Below are 15037 nucleotides of genomic sequence, written 5' to 3'. Positions count from 1 at the left end.
TTGTGGTGGATATGGTGCAGTTGGTTAGCGCGCCAGATTGTGGTTCTGGATGTCGTGGGTTCGAGTCCCACTATCCACCCTTTTTCTTTTATATTCATACTGGCATGCAGTGTCAGACATAAGTCTCTATTGGGCTATCGCCAAGCGGTAAGGCACAGGACTTTGACTCCTGCATTCGCTGGTTCGAATCCAGCTAGCCCAGTTTTACCGGGTGAGCCGGAAAGAAAAATAAGGGCGTGTAGCTCAGGTGGTAGAGCACTTGACTTTTAATCAAGTTGTCCGGGGTTCGAATCCCCGCACGCTCACTGGAAAAGCGAATCTTCTGGGTACAGAAGATCCGCTTTTTTCATAATATGCGGATATGGCGGAATTGGCAGACGCGCCAGATTTAGGTTCTGGTGTCCTTGACGTGCAGGTTCAAGTCCTGTTATCCGCATTGTGTTGTGACGTCGTCTATGGATATCACTAACGCCACTTCCTAAAGTATATCATATTATGACATATTTGCGCCAAATTTCATTGTAGATAATACGGACAAAAAGTTTTGCACCATTTTATAATTATGATCATCCTACTCAATCACTACCTTCTGCGCGGCGGCGACCTCTACAATAGTTCACTGAACAATGCGGGGTCCTACGGCTACTATCGGTCGTCTGCTCCCAATGGTTCTAGTTACGCTTGCAGCTTGTACTTCTACTCGGACAATGTTAACGATAGCTACGTCGGCTATCGCTATGACGGCTTCTCTGTCCGTTGCGTGGCTGCTGGGTAGTTGTTGGTGGCTTTGATGGTAGCAACAAAGGAATACACTGTCACGCTGGCACACCTACGGGTGTGTTTTTTTCTTTTTTTTCAGGAAGTTGGAGAAAATATCCAATAAAATCATACTCAAAGTATTCCATTCTGTCTTATATCAAATAGAAAGGCAAAAGTAAGGACAGTCGATATTTAAACATCGGCGTCAGATTTTTCAACTTTTGTTAAGAGCCACTCGCCTGCAAAATGTCAAATTTTCTACCCCTGTTATTCTTTTCGCCCAGGCGTCCGATCGCTCATTTTAAGGCTAAAAAAAGCCCTTGTTACATCTGTAAAATGTGCTTTAATCAGGGCAGGTTAATCACAGAAAGGAGTGTGTACATATGGCACAAAATGGCAATATCAGCATAAGCAGCGTAGCTGCCAGGTTTATAAAGCACCCATCGGCAGAAAGAAAAGAGCGGTAAGCAGCAGGAAGCCTATGACCGACCGCCTGACGCATCGGGAAGAGAACATAAGCAGAAAGCATCAGGAAATTGCGCCGACCGCCAGATTTCTGGGAAACGACTTTCTCCCTGTTTACAGGGAGTCTACCCCTGACCAGCGCGCCGGAGCGGCTTTAAGAAGCGGTCTTTTCCGGACACCTTAACAAAGGAAAGGAGCACTATAAGTATGAGGAGAACCATGACAGAACAACAGTTAGAACAGATTGCCGCACTGCGGCGGGAGAACTACCCCTACAGCTTTATTGGCCGGGAGTTAGGACTATCCCCCAATACGGTAAAGTCCATCTGTCAGCGCAAAGGGTTTGCGGCCAGTGGGGCGCGGAAGACTAAGGCGGAAAAGCAGAACGCCCCGCTCTGTCGCTATTGCCATAAACCATTGCCGGAAACGAAGCGGCGAGGAGCGCTCTTTTGCTCAGACTATTGTCGCACCAAATGGTATCGGGAAAACCGGAAAGTTACGGCAATCAGGACTTGACTTCTCCGGGCAAGAGAGTGATGAATGGTGGCAGGAGGTAAAAAGATATGCGTATTGAAGAAATACCGGCTAGTCCGAAGAAGCCTAAGCTCACCCGCGTGGCAGCCTATGCCAGGGTTTCTTCCGATAAGGATGCCGCTTTCCACTCACTGGAAGCCCAGACGGAATACTACCAGAATTATATTGCGGCGCGCCCGGACTGGGAGCTGGTGGCCATCTACTCAGATAACGGGATTTCCGGTACGACAATCCACCGCCCGGAGTTCCAGCATATGCTGCAGGACTGCCGGGAGGGTAAGATCGATCTTGTGATCACCAAATCGGTGACCCGTTTTGCCCGGAATACAGTCATCCTGCTGGAGACAATCCGGGAACTTAAGAAACTGGGCATAGACTGCTACTTTGAGAAGGAGGACATGCACAGCATCAGCTCAGACGGAGAACTGCTTCTGACGCTTCTTGCAATGTACGCCGAGGAAGAAGCCCGGTCAGCCAGTGAGAATCAGAAGTGGCGTATCCAGAAACTATACAATCAGGGCAAACCTGCCGGAGGCCACACTTTTGGCTATCGTTTAATGGGTGAGAAGTTCGAGGTCGTGCCGGAAGAAGCGGAGATTGTCAAAGAGATTTTTCGGCTCTACCTTTCCGGTATGGGCTACAGCAAAATCGCCAGATCACTAATTGAACAGCACATCCCAGCCTACTTTGGTGGCACCTGGTCTGTCGCATCTGTCAGAAACATTTTGCTTAATGAAAAATATGCCGGTGACCTGCTGCTGCAAAAGACCTTCTGTGAGGATTTCCGCACCAAGAAGAAGCGAAAAAATACGGGAGAGCTCCGCAAGGTATATATCAGGAACAGCCATGAAGCAATCATCGACAGGCAGACATTTGAGACTGTCCAGCAAGAAATTGCCCGCCGCAGCGCTCGCCAAAGAGAGATTATGGCGCACAGAAATCCCAACCACGACAATAGCCAGAAACTATTCTCTGGCCTGATTGTGTGCGGCTGCTGCGGAAGTGCTTACATCAGAAAATACACCAACGCCAAAAGCGGCGACCGGCCAGTCTGGATCTGTTGCCAATATGACAGATGCGGGAAGGCTGTCTGCCATTCCCAACGGATACCGGAGACCATACTGATCGAGAAAACCAAAGAAGTCTTAGGACTACCGGAAATAAACCAAACCATAGTGCAGGAACATATCTCCCGCATCATGGTTCCAGAACATAATCACCTGATTTTTGAGCTAAGGAATAGCTCCTCAGTGAACGTATTCTGGAAACATCAGTCCCGCAGGCTGAGCTGGACAGATGAGATGCGCGAGGCAGCACGACAAAAAGCATTAATGCGATACAGGAAGGAGGGAAAATCATAAGTATGCCAGAAATAGAGATTATAGCGGCAACCAAAACACTGCAGCAACAGCCGCTATCCGTGGCAACCCGTAAAAAGCGGGTCGCCGCCTATGCCCGGGTTTCTACGGAACAGGACGAGCAGCAATCCAGTTATGAGGCGCAGGTGGATTTCTACACCCGTCACATTAAAAGCAATCCTGATTGGGAGTTTGTAGAAGTGTTTGCGGATCGCGGTATTACCGGCACCAATACCAAGAACCGGGAAAACTTCAACCGGATGATCGATCTTGCTTTGAAGGGCGGCATCGATATTATCCTGACCAAGTCCATCTCCCGTTTCGCCCGGAATACAGTAGATACACTTCAAACCGTCCGGGAGCTCAAGGCAGTAGGCGTAGAGATGAGGTTCGAGAAAGAGAACTTACATACCTTTGACCCGAAGTGTGAGATGATGCTCACGATCATGAGCTCTCTTGCCCAGGAAGAAAGCCGTTCCATCAGCGAGAACGTCCGCTGGGGCAAGCAGAAAAGCATGCGGGATGGGAAAGTGTCCCTGGCCTACTCACGTTTCCTCGGCTATAAAAAGGGCGCGGACGGCAGGCCGGAGATTGTGGAAGAAGAAGCCGCCATTATCCGCAAAATCTATGACTTATTTCTATCCGGCAAGACCATCAATGAGATTGCCGCCATCCTGACGAGTATGGGTGTCCTGACGCCAGCAGGCAGAACCAAATGGAGCGTCAGTACTGTCCGCAGTATTCTCAGTAACGAGAAATACAAAGGTGAGGCACTTCTCCAGAAAACCTTTACTGTAGACTATCTCACTAAAGAAGTCCGGAAAAACAATGGTGAGGTGCCATCCGTCCGGGTGCACAACTCTCATGAGCCGATTATAGAACCAGAGGTTTTTGACCGGGTGCAGGCGATGTTGGCAAAGTCCGCCAAGCGCCGGGCAAAAGTGCGCACGAAGCATCCGTTTGCCGGGAAGCTCGTCTGTGGCGACTGCGGCGCTTTCTATGGGCATAAAGTCTGGCGGCTGCGCAGCACAGGCGAACGCTATAATGTCTGGTACTGTAACCATAAATACGATGGCGATAAGGCCTGCGATTCTCCAAGACTTCGGGATGAGGAAATCAAAGCGGCCTTCGAGAAGATGCTGCAAAAGTGCGGCGATCCAAACCCCGTCTATACCGACGAAAAATGGAACGAGCTGGTAGAGTCCGTCAAGGTCTGCCGGGGTGGCCACCTGATCTTCGCCTTAACGGATGGCAGGATTGTGAAGGTTGCGCTCTAAAGCCACTAACACTCTACAAGTAGCAATGCCGCGGGGCAACCTGCGGTATTATTCTTACCTGAATATTAAGTTGACAAACATATATCGCACTGCTATAATAAAATTGATATGTAGCAGTGCGATATAGCGCAGTGCAAGATATGCATAGAAAGGGTCGTGAACAAAGTGAACGCACATATTCGTAAAGTGTATATACCGATGACAGAAACGAGTTTTTATATCTTGCTTTGTCTCCGGGAAGAATCCCATGGCTATAATATCATCCGAAAAGTAGAGAAGCTGACAGATGGCGAAGTTCGAATTAGTCCCGGAACGATGTACGGCAGCCTATCCAAGATGGAGAAGGATGGCCTGATCCATTTTGTCCGAGAAGAGGAAAAACGAAAGATTTACTGCATCACAGATTTGGGTAGAGATGTGCTGACATTGGAAATGAAGCGAATCGAAAGATTGTGTCGAAACATGATGGAGGTGCGCTAATATGAAGGACAAGAGAACCGAGCTGCGTATTTTCACGATAGCGGAATGGGAAAAAGAAGAACAGTATCTTCGGAAGCGGCATCAGGAAGGATGGAAATTTACGAAAGTAAGCCTGCCGGGACTTTACCGCTTTGAAAAATGTCCCCCTGAGGATGTGGTTTACCAGCTCGATTATAACGAAGAAGGACTGAAACATAGGGACGAGTATGTGCAGATGTTTCAGGATTGCGGCTGGGAGTACCTTCAGGAGTTTGCCGGATACACCTATTTCCGTAAACCAGTTGCCGAAATGCAGGGAGAAGAGGAAATTTTCTGTGACGATGAGTCCAGGCTCGACATGATGCGGCGGGTATTTGCAGGCCGATATGTGCCAATCCTCATTATTTTGATGTTGTTGATTTTGCCAAACATCTTTGATCAATTCCATAGCTCAGATGCAGATGCTCCTATACTACTGGTGCTGTTTTTGATCCTGCTCTCAGTTTACGTATGGGCAGTTGCGTCTTTTGCCTATCGTTATTGGAAGTTAAAAAGACGGCTGAAAAAGTGATATCGTGATGAATAGGCTATAGTTGATAAAGCGAACAAGTAAAATCAGTATGGAAACGTTGTTCTATTAATTCAGGGGGCAATGATTATGAGAATGGGGACGAATGGGGTTATACAAGGTAATTTTCATGAACACCCACATGAGTTTTATCAAATGGCCATCCCCAAATATTCATGGAAATGGCCATTTTGTTAAGGCTTTATTCGGCTGACTCGTCTGCCGCTATTCTTTTGAAAATCAGAATGCCCTTGGAAGATGGCATGATGGAGCAAGAAACGAGCTCAAAACCTTCCTGTTCCATTTTATTGGCTGCATCTTCTATTTTGACAGCCATTTCTTTAGCCTTGGGAGAATATTTGACTACCATCGTTTTATACATTGAGTTCACCTCCTATCCACAAGAAAGTTCCTGAAGCATTTCAAAAACATGTGGAATACTGTTAAAACTTACACTTTGAATTATACCAGAAAGGAAAGCGCTTGACAATTTACAGTCTCAAAGCATTTTTCGGGCATTCTTCTTTATCATGCAAAAATCGTAGCAGAGCCTGTTCCTGTTCCAGCGGGAAGGTGCGGGGAAGCCACAGTGTCTTGGTGAAAGGCCCTTTTTGGCTGGCTCCATAGGAACCCTTCACCTTTTTGGTAAACTGCCCGCGGATGCAGGTAGCCCTTTTCCCGACACGGTAGCGCTCCAACTGAAGCAGCGTAAAGGTAAATTCCACCCGTTCCTCCATGCTTCCGCTGTAACCGGAATAGCGTAGCTGGTTTTGCGCGAGATAAACCCGCTGCACCAGGGAGGTGCCGGAGCAGTTCATCCAATACATCAGGAGAGGGATGAAGGAAAAAGCCGCGATAGCCATCAATGCCAAAAACGGCGCTCTTAGCAGCTGGACAGTTAGAAGATCCTGAGCATCCTTTGTGAGAGCAAGTACGGATCCCGAAATTAGGCAGACGCCGGGACAAACCAGTAAAGCGAGTATTTTCGGCAGCCGAAGATACCGCTTCCGGCGGACCGGGTCAGTTTCCAGCACCAGCATGTCTGACTGGACGGCCTTCTGCTTTTCCTGTGCACGCCTTTCCTTGTGCTCTGCTTTATCTCCCTGATAGCCGGAGATAAAAGAAAGAATGAGGGGAATCAGGAGAAGGAGTAAGGCGGTCAGGGAAATCGTAAAAATGAATGCGTTGCTTGCGTCCCGTGACAATGGGGCAAAGGTGACGATACAGACCAGCAGGGTCAGCATTTCCAAAACCAGCAGGCAGAAGCCCACCGGCAGAAAGACATTTAAAAAGCGCCTGCCTTTCATGGAATACCGTTTACTTTTCTCTAAGCTTTGCAGCCCTTTGCCCTGAATATAACCGGCGGTAAGATCTGAGATTGTCTCAGCGTTGGACAGATTGGCAAACAGCAGCAAAGCGGTGACAGTGAACAGTATGCCCCGGTTTTTCTCGGTGATATCTTTTGTCCGTCCTTTTATGGCGGCAAGAAAGGTCAAAATGATCTTGACGATCAGGGTAAGGCAGATTGGCCCAAACAGAATGAAAAACATCCGCAGATTCAAAAACATTTCCTCGGATAATCCAAGCCAGCTAGCCGGCACCAGGGCAAGCAGCAGACCGACAGCGATAAACACCGCATAGGATGCCATAACTTTCAGCAGCCATTTCCCCAATCGAAAACTTCGTTCTTTCCGCATCGTTCTTACCTTCAGTCTGCCGGATCTACATTTCGTTGATTTGGAAATGCCAGACATCCGACCGTTACCGCCAGGATATCGATGAAGGTGCGGAGGATCAGATCGGGGATATTGGCGTCAAAAACCAGCGGCATGAAGAAGTTAAAGAGGAATAAATCCACCCCAAACAGCAGGCCGCCAAGAATAAGCGCCCGCTTGATCCGATTTTCGCTGTGGATATAAAGATTCAGCCATGCCGTCACACAAGAGATTGCGATGCCTGTTAAAAGACACCACAGTACCGTTTCCAACGGTTTTTCATCAAAGGAAGAGTAAATGCCAAAGACGAGATATTGTATCATCCGCCCGACAAAGAAGCCCCCTGTGACAGCCAACACCGGAAGAATGAGGAAAGGCGACTTCTCTTTATCTGCCCGTCGTGCAGGGTTACCAAACAGCCATCCCAGCAGCAAGCCCATAACAATTAAAGCAATACTATCAGCTATTGGGTAAGTAATCCGATCAAAACCTGCTACATGCGGCAAAGGCTCTAAAAGATAAACGATCCACACCGCACAACAGGAAAGACCATATTTTAGCCCCTGCAAAACCCGATTTCCACTCAACCGATTCCGGATAAGCAGAAACAGCGAGGCAATCAGGGAATAAGCGAAAATTCCATAGACAGTAAAAGCCAGCGGCATGGTGCCGTTTTGTGCAAAAACGCTGGGTGCCAGGACTGTCTGCTCACCGGCCGGAATGGAAAGTTGACCAATGATGCGGACGATGGTGGTGGCAAGGCCGATTAGAAGGATTTTCAAGATGTTTTTAACAGTTCTGTTCATATTGTCTCCCTCTGTATTGCCTGAATAATCGGTACCAACGCACCGAAGTCTGTGAAACCTACCTGCTTGCCATAGGTTTCCAGAAACGCCCGGTTCTCCGCTGTCTGTTTTTCAAACGGCGTCCTTTGCAGGGATTGGTATAACAGTTTCATCATTGTCCGGTGTCCGAAAGAGAGCTTTTGATAATCGATCCCGCCACGAAGATGAAAGATCTTCGCCCGATCAAGCAGTTCTGCGGGAAGCTGCCTTTGCAGAGAAGTACGGATATTGTGCTGGTTTTCCGGCTCTCTGGGGTCGGCCAGCCCTACGGTAGCAAGAATTAGTTTTTGTCCGTCCTGAAGGGAAAAGCTCCTCAGGGTTTTCGCCAAGCCCAGAACACCACCGGCATACAGCCCGCCCAGATAAACGATTATATCTTTGTCCGAAAGAGTTGGTGCGTCTTTGTAACTGACCGCAGGAATGCCGGTTTGCTCGGACAGTTTTTCCGCATACCGGCGGGTGCTTCCATACTGACTACCGTAGACAATGATGTGTTCCATAAGTACTCTCCTAACCCGGATAAACCGGAAAAGTTTATTTTATATATTTCCCCTTTGTGTTACTCTAAAGAAAAAGGGGGTTTTCCATTATGTTACTTACGGATAAATACGCTGATAAAATTTACGGTATCATTACCTGTTATGACCGCATGATCATCCAGGGATATATCCCGAACTGGAGCCATGCTGATGCAATGACCACATATATGAAGCTCAACGGTATCCGTATTTTTGATTATCCCGGTTTCTCTCAGCCCCTTACGGAGCAGGTTCGTCAGAATGCAGAAAAGATTGCTCAGGAGAATGGAATTGAAATTGAGTTTATCCGAAAACTCCATGCATTCCGCAAAGATGACCGCATCCAGAAGATCATCGCTGAAACCGGCAAAACAGAAGGCCTGGTTCACATTTTCTCTGCCATGGAGTGCTGTAATACTTACAAGCCTTGGCATGATAAAACAACCGGAAAGACTTTCCTGAAGTTTGACCAGAGCAAGTGCCTTCATTACTATTTCTATTTTATCGACAGGGAACTCGGTCTCTGTTATCTACGCGTTCCTACATGGCCGCCTTTCCGGCTTCAGTTTTACATGAACGGCCATAACCTGCTTGCCTATAAGCTGGATAAAAAGCAGATTGCTTACCAGATGCAGGATAATGCGTTCCTTGAAATTTCCGATATAGAGGCGGCCCAGAAACTTTCTGACCGTATCAACCCGGAAGGACTCCACAAAGTTCTTGATGCTTTCGCCAGACGCTACAGTCCTGTTCCAGAATCTCTTGGGCTCGGTTATACATGGACAGTCCAGCAGATTGAATGTGCAACTGACATTATGTTCCGCAAGCAGGAATATCTCGAACCGATTTATGATGAGATCATCCGGACAGCGGTATTCACCGTCAAACCGGATAACATCGCCACTTTCCTTGGGCAGCGTATTACTTATAACTGCACCAAAGAGATTGGTACGAATTATAACCAGCGTATCCTCGGTACGAGGATCAAACACCATATGGGTGATGTATCGATCAAAATGTATGACAAGTTCGGCTGCGTCTTACGGATTGAAAGCACCTGTAATGACATTAGCACGTTCCGTGTGAAACGGGAAGTCCAACATAGGGATGGGACATCTGATATCCGGAAAGCTCCTTTAAAAAAGAGCATTTACAGTCTCTACCAACTGTTCACAATCCTGAAATCGGCGAACTATCGTTACCTTGAGTTCATTTCATCCTTTGATGACCACAGCAGCGGCAGAAAGAAACTGGATGACGTCAGCCGTTCCCTGAAAGAAAAGGAACGGTCTTATCGCGGGTTCAACTTTTTCGATTCCCGTGACCTGTCCGTGCTGGAAGCCATCAGCAGAGGAGAATATATGACTTTCGGGATGCAGGGAAAAAATATCCGTGAGCATCTTCCGGGGGTCACTCCGTCCGCAATGACAAGGATCTTTAAACGGCTGAAAGTTCACGGTCTGATCGAAAAGATTCCTGGCACCTATAAATATTTGATTACTTCTCTTGGTAAGGAAATCATAGCTGCCGGTTTAACCATAAAAAATCTTATCCTTGTTCCTGCACTTACATCCTGATTTACTGATACCGAAATTTTGCCATTTTGCGTAGAAAATCATTTATAAGTGGCTTAATGTACCTTCCTTCCCACCTGCCGTCTTTCCGCAGATAAATGTTTTCTCCCTTTCTTGACATACCGGTTTCCTCCTTCTTAATTTCTGACGGCTTATCTGACGGCTTATGATAAAGCTCCGTTTTTCCCCGCAAAACCGCCTGTTTTTTGTTAATACAGATTGTACAAACTGCCCGGCGGCTGTTGACAAACATTTTTTTGAACATTAAAATTGTAAACGTATCATGAAAAGGAAGCTGATGCTTCGCAATCTGGGATATATTGCGAAACACACCCCCGGAAAACCGCCGTATGCATGGATTGGAATCTGCACTGCATATCAGTATCTGCATTTATCAGAAAATTATGTATTTCCGTCAGTAAATATGTCTGCTTTTTCGGGGAAGGGAAAAGAGGAAGAATATGCCGCGGAAAAATGACCTGACCGGGAAAAGATTTGGAAAACTTACGGTACTTGGAAAGACAGAAGAAAGAAAAAGCAGATATGTAGTATGGCTCTGCCGGTGTGACTGTGGAAATGTGATAAAGGCCAGCACAAAAGACCTGGCGAGAGGTATGGCAAGTGACTGCGGATGTGGGAAAATACAGAACGACAGGGCAGGAGATGACCGGAAAAATGATCACGGGGAAAGGAGCAGAGAGGAACGAGGCGGAAAGGAAAGCAATAGAGAGGCAGGAAATAGAGAAGGAAGAAGCGCCAAAAGAAAAAAAGGGCGCCGTGCTGTAGATATCACAGGCAGAAAATTCGGTAAACTTACGGCACTCTATCCTACAGAACGCCGGGATGGAAAAGGTTCTGTATACTGGCGCTGCCGCTGCGAATGCGGCAGGGAAATCGATGCGACGGAATCCGGGCTGATGCATGGAAACTACCGGAGCTGCGGATGCCTGAAAAAGGAACATCAGAGAAATATTTACCGGCAGCTTCATCTGGTGGATGGTACCTGTCTTGAAATCCTGGAAAAAAGAAAGCACCGCAGCGACAATTCAAGCGGTTCCCAGGGAATCAGCGTGATGAAAAACGGTCGTTTCCGGGTAGATATCGGATTCAAAGGAAAGCGGTTCTATCTTGGAACTTTTCAGAACTATGACAGCGCTGTCGCGGCGAGAAAAGAGGCGGAAGAACTGATCCATGAAGGTTTTATCCGGGCTTACCGCGAATGGACGGAACGGGCCCGGAGCGATTCTGACTGGGCCAGGGAAAATCCTTTTATCTTTGAGGTAGAACGCCGAAATGGAAAGTTTACTGTATATTCCGGAGAAAAGTGAAAAACAGGAGGATGTACCGCAGGAAACGGATCCGCGGTACACCCTGCAGATTTCTGTTACGCTTTTTCCGGTAAATTATGAAGTCTGAACACTCATTTTATCCATCAGATTTCTTGCATTTTGAAGCTCCTCATCTGTGGCGTCGGTACATTTTTTGATTGTTGAGGCTGAAAAATTTTCCTGAAGCATTTTGGAAATAATTTCTAATATTTCCTGAGTCCGTCCGGTCTTTTCACCGGCCTTTACTCCATCTGCATAAAGCTCCTCCAGAGCCTGGCACATATCGATCCGCTCCTTTCCCTGTGAAATTTCCACTTCTTTCAGTATCTTCTCTGAGTGTAGAAATGACTGCAGCGCATAGTAGGTTTCCGCATCCACCTGCCCGAAGTAATCCCGGTTTTCCAACATATAACTGCGCAGTTCATCTTTCTTTCCCCTGTATTGTAGCACGCCGAAAATCTGTTGAAAATCCGTGTGGAAACGATTTATGTTTTCCATATTTCCGGCATCGATGAGATTAACCCGATAATTTGGCAGATAGGTGCGCAGAAGATCAAAGGTTTCCGCTTCCGTATCTGTCTGACCGTCGAAATGAAACATATCGTAAAGCTCTACGGCTCCGTCCCATTTCTTCAGATCATAATAGAATAATATTTATCTTCTTTTCAGACTGTCCGGATCTGCTCTGTGTATGACAGCCCGTCATACAGCATGTTCCGCACCGGCATGGCATAGTGAATCCTGTCCTGCGATTCGCACGCAAGTACTGCAAAAAAGGGTCCCTTCTTCCATTGTTTCACGATATCCCGGTAGCGCTGCAGATCTCTGGAAGTGTTGCCTTACCGGTAACGATAATGTCCGTTTCCCGGTCGAGACCTTCAAGATCCTCCGGCAGTATAACCTGTTTTCCGCCGAAAACGGTTCCGTTGAACAGGTCTGCGAAGCGTTTGTTGTCGCTCAGCCAGGTATTTACCGCTGTGTTTGCTTTGCCCATAGGCATGTCCTCCTTCAGGGCAGTAGGTGATCGGAGAATGCCCGGAAACAGGAAGGCCTGTGATTTTGATGTTTTGTTACAGAAAAACGGGTGTCAGATTGCTGACATCAGAATTTCTGTAAAACGAATAATAGAACGCTTTGCGTTTCTTGTCAAGAATTAAAGAGGAGAAAGTATATTTTTGTAAATATGTCCTTTGTAAATATGTGCCAAAAATCTTCGTTGGATTTTGTACAGAAAACGAATATAATAATCTGTATAGCAGTACCTGAAATTTATATTACTACGCAAAAAAGAAAGGGCAGAAGCTTCTGATCGGAACGGAGCCGGGATCTGCTGGAAGGAATGAAAGAAGCAGAAAAATACCGGGGCAAAGCGAATACAACGGTGCGGGAGAAGTGACAGAGAACGCCACCCGGTTTTCGTAAGAAAAATTTAAGAATTACATTGAGATTTTTTTAACCCCGCAATATTATGTTATAGATGTACCGGGGAACGGAAGAACAGGCTGAGCTTTGGGACAGGCTGGCGAAAGGATTATGAGGAGGAGTTTACAATGGACAGCGAGACAATACTTGTGGTAGATGACAACCGGGAGATCGTCTACTCGATCAGCGAACTGCTGAAATATGAAGGCTATCAGGTGCTTCAGGCGTATGACGGTATGGAGGCGCTCGAAGTGATGGAGAAAAACAAGGTGGACCTGATTCTTCTGGATGTGATGATGCCAAGGCTCAACGGCCTGTCTGCGCTGATGAAGCTGCGGGAGAAGTCCAGAATTCCTGTGATCATTCTGTCGGCAAAGACAGAGGAGAGCGATAAGGTATCCGGTCTGGTTCTGGGGGCGGATGATTACGTGGAAAAGCCATATAATCCTGCCGAGCTGATCGCCCGGGTGAAGGCACATCTGCGGCGGTACCATGCCTGGGGAGGCGTTGCGCCGAAGACGGACGAGGACCGGATCGTCAACGGCGGTCTGATACTGGATAAGAAGCAGCGGATTGTGATCGTCGAAGGAGAGGAAGTGCGTCTGACGGCGACAGAGTATAAGATCCTGCTGCTGTTCATGGAACATCCGGGACAGGTATTCTCCGCGGAACAGATTTATGAAAATGTCTGGGAGGAAGAGGCGAATTTCACAGTGGAGAACACAGTGATGGTGCATATCCGGCATATCCGGGAGAAGATCGAAATCGATACGAAAAAGCCGAGATATATAAAGGTGGTGTGGGGAATTGGCTACAAAATTGAACGATATGCTGAATAAGTTTGATGATTTTATGGAAACGCTTCTGAAGAAAAGGACTCTTGTGGCGGGGTGTGCTCTGGGAATATCCGGTATATTCATTTTCTATAATATGATCGAATACAGAGCAGAATATCCAACGGAACAATCCGTATTTTTCGGAGTGCTCGGCAACCTGTTTCTGGCGGGGACAGTGATCTTTCTGATCCGGTATTTCCTGCGGGAACGGCTGAAATATCAGGAGTGGGAGGCGGAAGGGTTCTATGAGAAATGGCAGGAATCCTTTGGCAAAGTGGAAAAACGCATGAAGCGTGTGGGAATCCTGGCGCTGATTGCCGCGGTCTGCTATTACTGGTATCTTGTGAGCGGAGGCGCCTGGCTGGGAGCCGGGAACGGATGGTATTCCAATCTTGCATCCGGATATATCCTTGTTGTGACGGTCCTGATTCAGTTCATCCTGTGCAGGGAACTTTTCCTGCGCTATAAAAACAAGAGTCTGGATCTGATGATGGAGAAGATTGAGGAGGTCAACCGGAAGCGGCTTGACGAGGCGCTGGAGATCGAACGCGCGAGCAGGGAAAAGGTGAGCCGCAGCGACCAGCTCCGGGTGGATCTGATCACCAATGTATCCCACGATCTGAAAACTCCGCTGACTTCCATGGTGGGCTATATCGAACTGATCAAGAAGGAAGAATTAAGCGATGTCGTCCGCGACTATATCGATGTGATCTCCGCCCGTGCCGAGAAGTTAAAAGAGATGATCAACAGCCTTTTCTCTCTGGCAAAAGCAAGCAGCGGAAATGTGGAGCTCCATAAGGAGAAGATCGAGCTGAACCGCCTGGTGGAGCAGACTCTTGCGGATATGGATGATCAGATTCGTGGCAGCGGCCTGCAGTTTGTGAAGCAGTTTACGGAGGAGAATACGGAACTGATTTCGGATAATGCGTATTTTTACCGTATCTGCCAGAATCTGGTGGAGAATGCCCTGAAATATTCCGCGAAGGGGACCAGGGTGTTTGTGAAGACCTCTGTGAGATGCGGCGGAGCGGAAAACATGGGAAGTGCGGGAACCGGGAAAAACGGCGGAGCAGCAGATGGTGAAAATGAAAATGCCGGTGCAGAGGCGGACCGCAGACACCTTTGTCTGGAGATCACGAATACTGCCGGCTACTACATGGATTTCACGAAAGAAGATATTGTGGAGCGCTTCGCAAGGGGCGACAAGGCAAGAAGCAGCGAAGGAAACGGCCTTGGTCTTGCGATTGTAAGCACCTATGCAAAAGCGCTGGGCGGAGAGTTTGACATCCGTATCGACTGCGACCAGTTTAAGGCGTGCGTGGAGATGCCGGTCGGGACTTTTACTGCAGGACTTTGCTAATGTCCTGCAGTAAAACAGG

General features: G+C 47.6%; 14 protein-coding genes and 4 tRNA genes. 12 read left to right on the top strand and 6 right to left on the bottom strand.

Annotated features, from left to right (window positions below; all coding sequences use genetic code 11):
* The first annotated feature begins 5 nt into the window (after window positions 1–5).
* The 8 genes from B5F07_RS05615 (at window position 6) to B5F07_RS05575 (ending at window position 5423) form a co-directional block, all read left to right on the top strand.
* Window positions 6–79 (top strand) — tRNA-His (locus B5F07_RS05615).
* 51 nt (window positions 80–130) lie between these two features.
* Window positions 131–202 (top strand) — tRNA-Gln (locus B5F07_RS05610).
* A 30-nt stretch (window positions 203–232) separates the two neighbouring features.
* Window positions 233–305, top strand: a tRNA-Lys gene (locus B5F07_RS05605).
* Between the two features lie 50 nt (window positions 306–355).
* A tRNA-Leu gene (locus B5F07_RS05600) sits at window positions 356–436 on the top strand.
* Between the two features lie 1351 nt (window positions 437–1787).
* The gene (locus B5F07_RS05590) at window positions 1788–3119 is read left to right on the top strand and encodes a recombinase family protein (RefSeq protein ID WP_087160293.1); all 1332 of its coding nucleotides are present in this window, start codon (window positions 1788–1790) and stop codon (window positions 3117–3119) included.
* A gap of 2 nt (window positions 3120–3121) precedes the next feature.
* The gene (locus B5F07_RS05585) at window positions 3122–4393 is read left to right on the top strand and encodes a recombinase family protein (protein WP_087160292.1); all 1272 of its coding nucleotides are present in this window, start codon (window positions 3122–3124) and stop codon (window positions 4391–4393) included.
* Between the two features lie 198 nt (window positions 4394–4591).
* Window positions 4592–4873 (top strand): PadR family transcriptional regulator, encoded by a 282-nt coding sequence (locus tag B5F07_RS05580; protein ID WP_087160361.1) that lies wholly within the window; start codon window positions 4592–4594, stop codon window positions 4871–4873.
* A 1-nt stretch (window position 4874) separates the two neighbouring features.
* Entirely contained in the window at window positions 4875–5423 is a 549-nt protein-coding gene (locus B5F07_RS05575; RefSeq protein ID WP_087160291.1) for a DUF2812 domain-containing protein, read from the top strand.
* 199 nt (window positions 5424–5622) lie between these two features.
* On the opposite strand, the gene B5F07_RS05570 is transcribed toward B5F07_RS05575, so the two are convergent.
* The 4 genes from B5F07_RS05570 to B5F07_RS05555 form a co-directional block, all read right to left on the bottom strand.
* Entirely contained in the window at window positions 5623–5802 is a 180-nt protein-coding gene (locus B5F07_RS05570; RefSeq protein WP_087160290.1) for a hypothetical protein, read from the bottom strand.
* Window positions 5803–5911: 109 nt separating this feature from the next.
* Window positions 5912–7117 (bottom strand): hypothetical protein, encoded by a 1206-nt coding sequence (locus B5F07_RS05565; protein ID WP_140397985.1) that lies wholly within the window; start codon window positions 7115–7117, stop codon window positions 5912–5914.
* A gap of 11 nt (window positions 7118–7128) precedes the next feature.
* Window positions 7129–7941, bottom strand: coding sequence for a hypothetical protein (locus tag B5F07_RS05560; protein WP_087160288.1), 813 nt, complete (start codon window positions 7939–7941; stop codon window positions 7129–7131).
* Complete coding sequence (locus B5F07_RS05555) at window positions 7938–8480, bottom strand: flavodoxin domain-containing protein (RefSeq protein WP_087160287.1); 543 nt, start codon at window positions 8478–8480, stop codon at window positions 7938–7940. Before B5F07_RS05555 ends, B5F07_RS05560 begins: the two co-directional genes overlap by 4 nt.
* A gap of 89 nt (window positions 8481–8569) precedes the next feature.
* Between B5F07_RS05555 and B5F07_RS05550 the strand changes: the two genes are divergently transcribed.
* Window positions 8570–10075: a MarR family transcriptional regulator gene (locus tag B5F07_RS05550; protein ID WP_087160286.1), complete on the top strand. Its 1506-nt coding sequence runs from the start codon at window positions 8570–8572 to the stop codon at window positions 10073–10075.
* A 458-nt stretch (window positions 10076–10533) separates the two neighbouring features.
* Window positions 10534–11400, top strand: coding sequence for a transcriptional regulator (locus B5F07_RS22990; RefSeq protein ID WP_242972442.1), 867 nt, complete (start codon window positions 10534–10536; stop codon window positions 11398–11400).
* 75 nt (window positions 11401–11475) lie between these two features.
* Here the strand turns inward: B5F07_RS22990 and B5F07_RS05535 are convergent, their stop codons facing one another.
* On the bottom strand, window positions 11476–12000 hold the full coding sequence (locus tag B5F07_RS05535; protein WP_087160284.1) for a hypothetical protein: 525 nt from the start codon (window positions 11998–12000) through the stop codon (window positions 11476–11478).
* Between the two features lie 196 nt (window positions 12001–12196).
* Complete coding sequence (locus tag B5F07_RS05530; RefSeq protein WP_087160283.1) at window positions 12197–12394, bottom strand: hypothetical protein; 198 nt, start codon at window positions 12392–12394, stop codon at window positions 12197–12199.
* Between the two features lie 556 nt (window positions 12395–12950).
* On the opposite strand from B5F07_RS05530, the gene B5F07_RS05525 reads away from it, so the two are divergent.
* Together B5F07_RS05525 and B5F07_RS05520 are read left to right on the top strand one after the other, a co-directional pair.
* Complete coding sequence (locus tag B5F07_RS05525) at window positions 12951–13661, top strand: response regulator transcription factor (protein ID WP_087160282.1); 711 nt, start codon at window positions 12951–12953, stop codon at window positions 13659–13661.
* On the top strand, window positions 13630–15018 hold the full coding sequence (locus B5F07_RS05520) for a sensor histidine kinase (RefSeq protein ID WP_242972441.1): 1389 nt from the start codon (window positions 13630–13632) through the stop codon (window positions 15016–15018). Before B5F07_RS05525 ends, B5F07_RS05520 begins: the two co-directional genes overlap by 32 nt.
* Window positions 15019–15037: the final 19 nt, after the last annotated feature.

The sequence above is a fragment of the Lachnoclostridium sp. An169 genome (assembly GCF_002160525.1).
GTDB classification, from domain to species: Bacteria; Bacillota; Clostridia; order Lachnospirales; family Lachnospiraceae; genus Mediterraneibacter; species Mediterraneibacter cottocaccae.
Note: the sequence above shows the minus strand (reverse complement) of the source record. Positions and strands in the feature narration are given on the sequence as shown.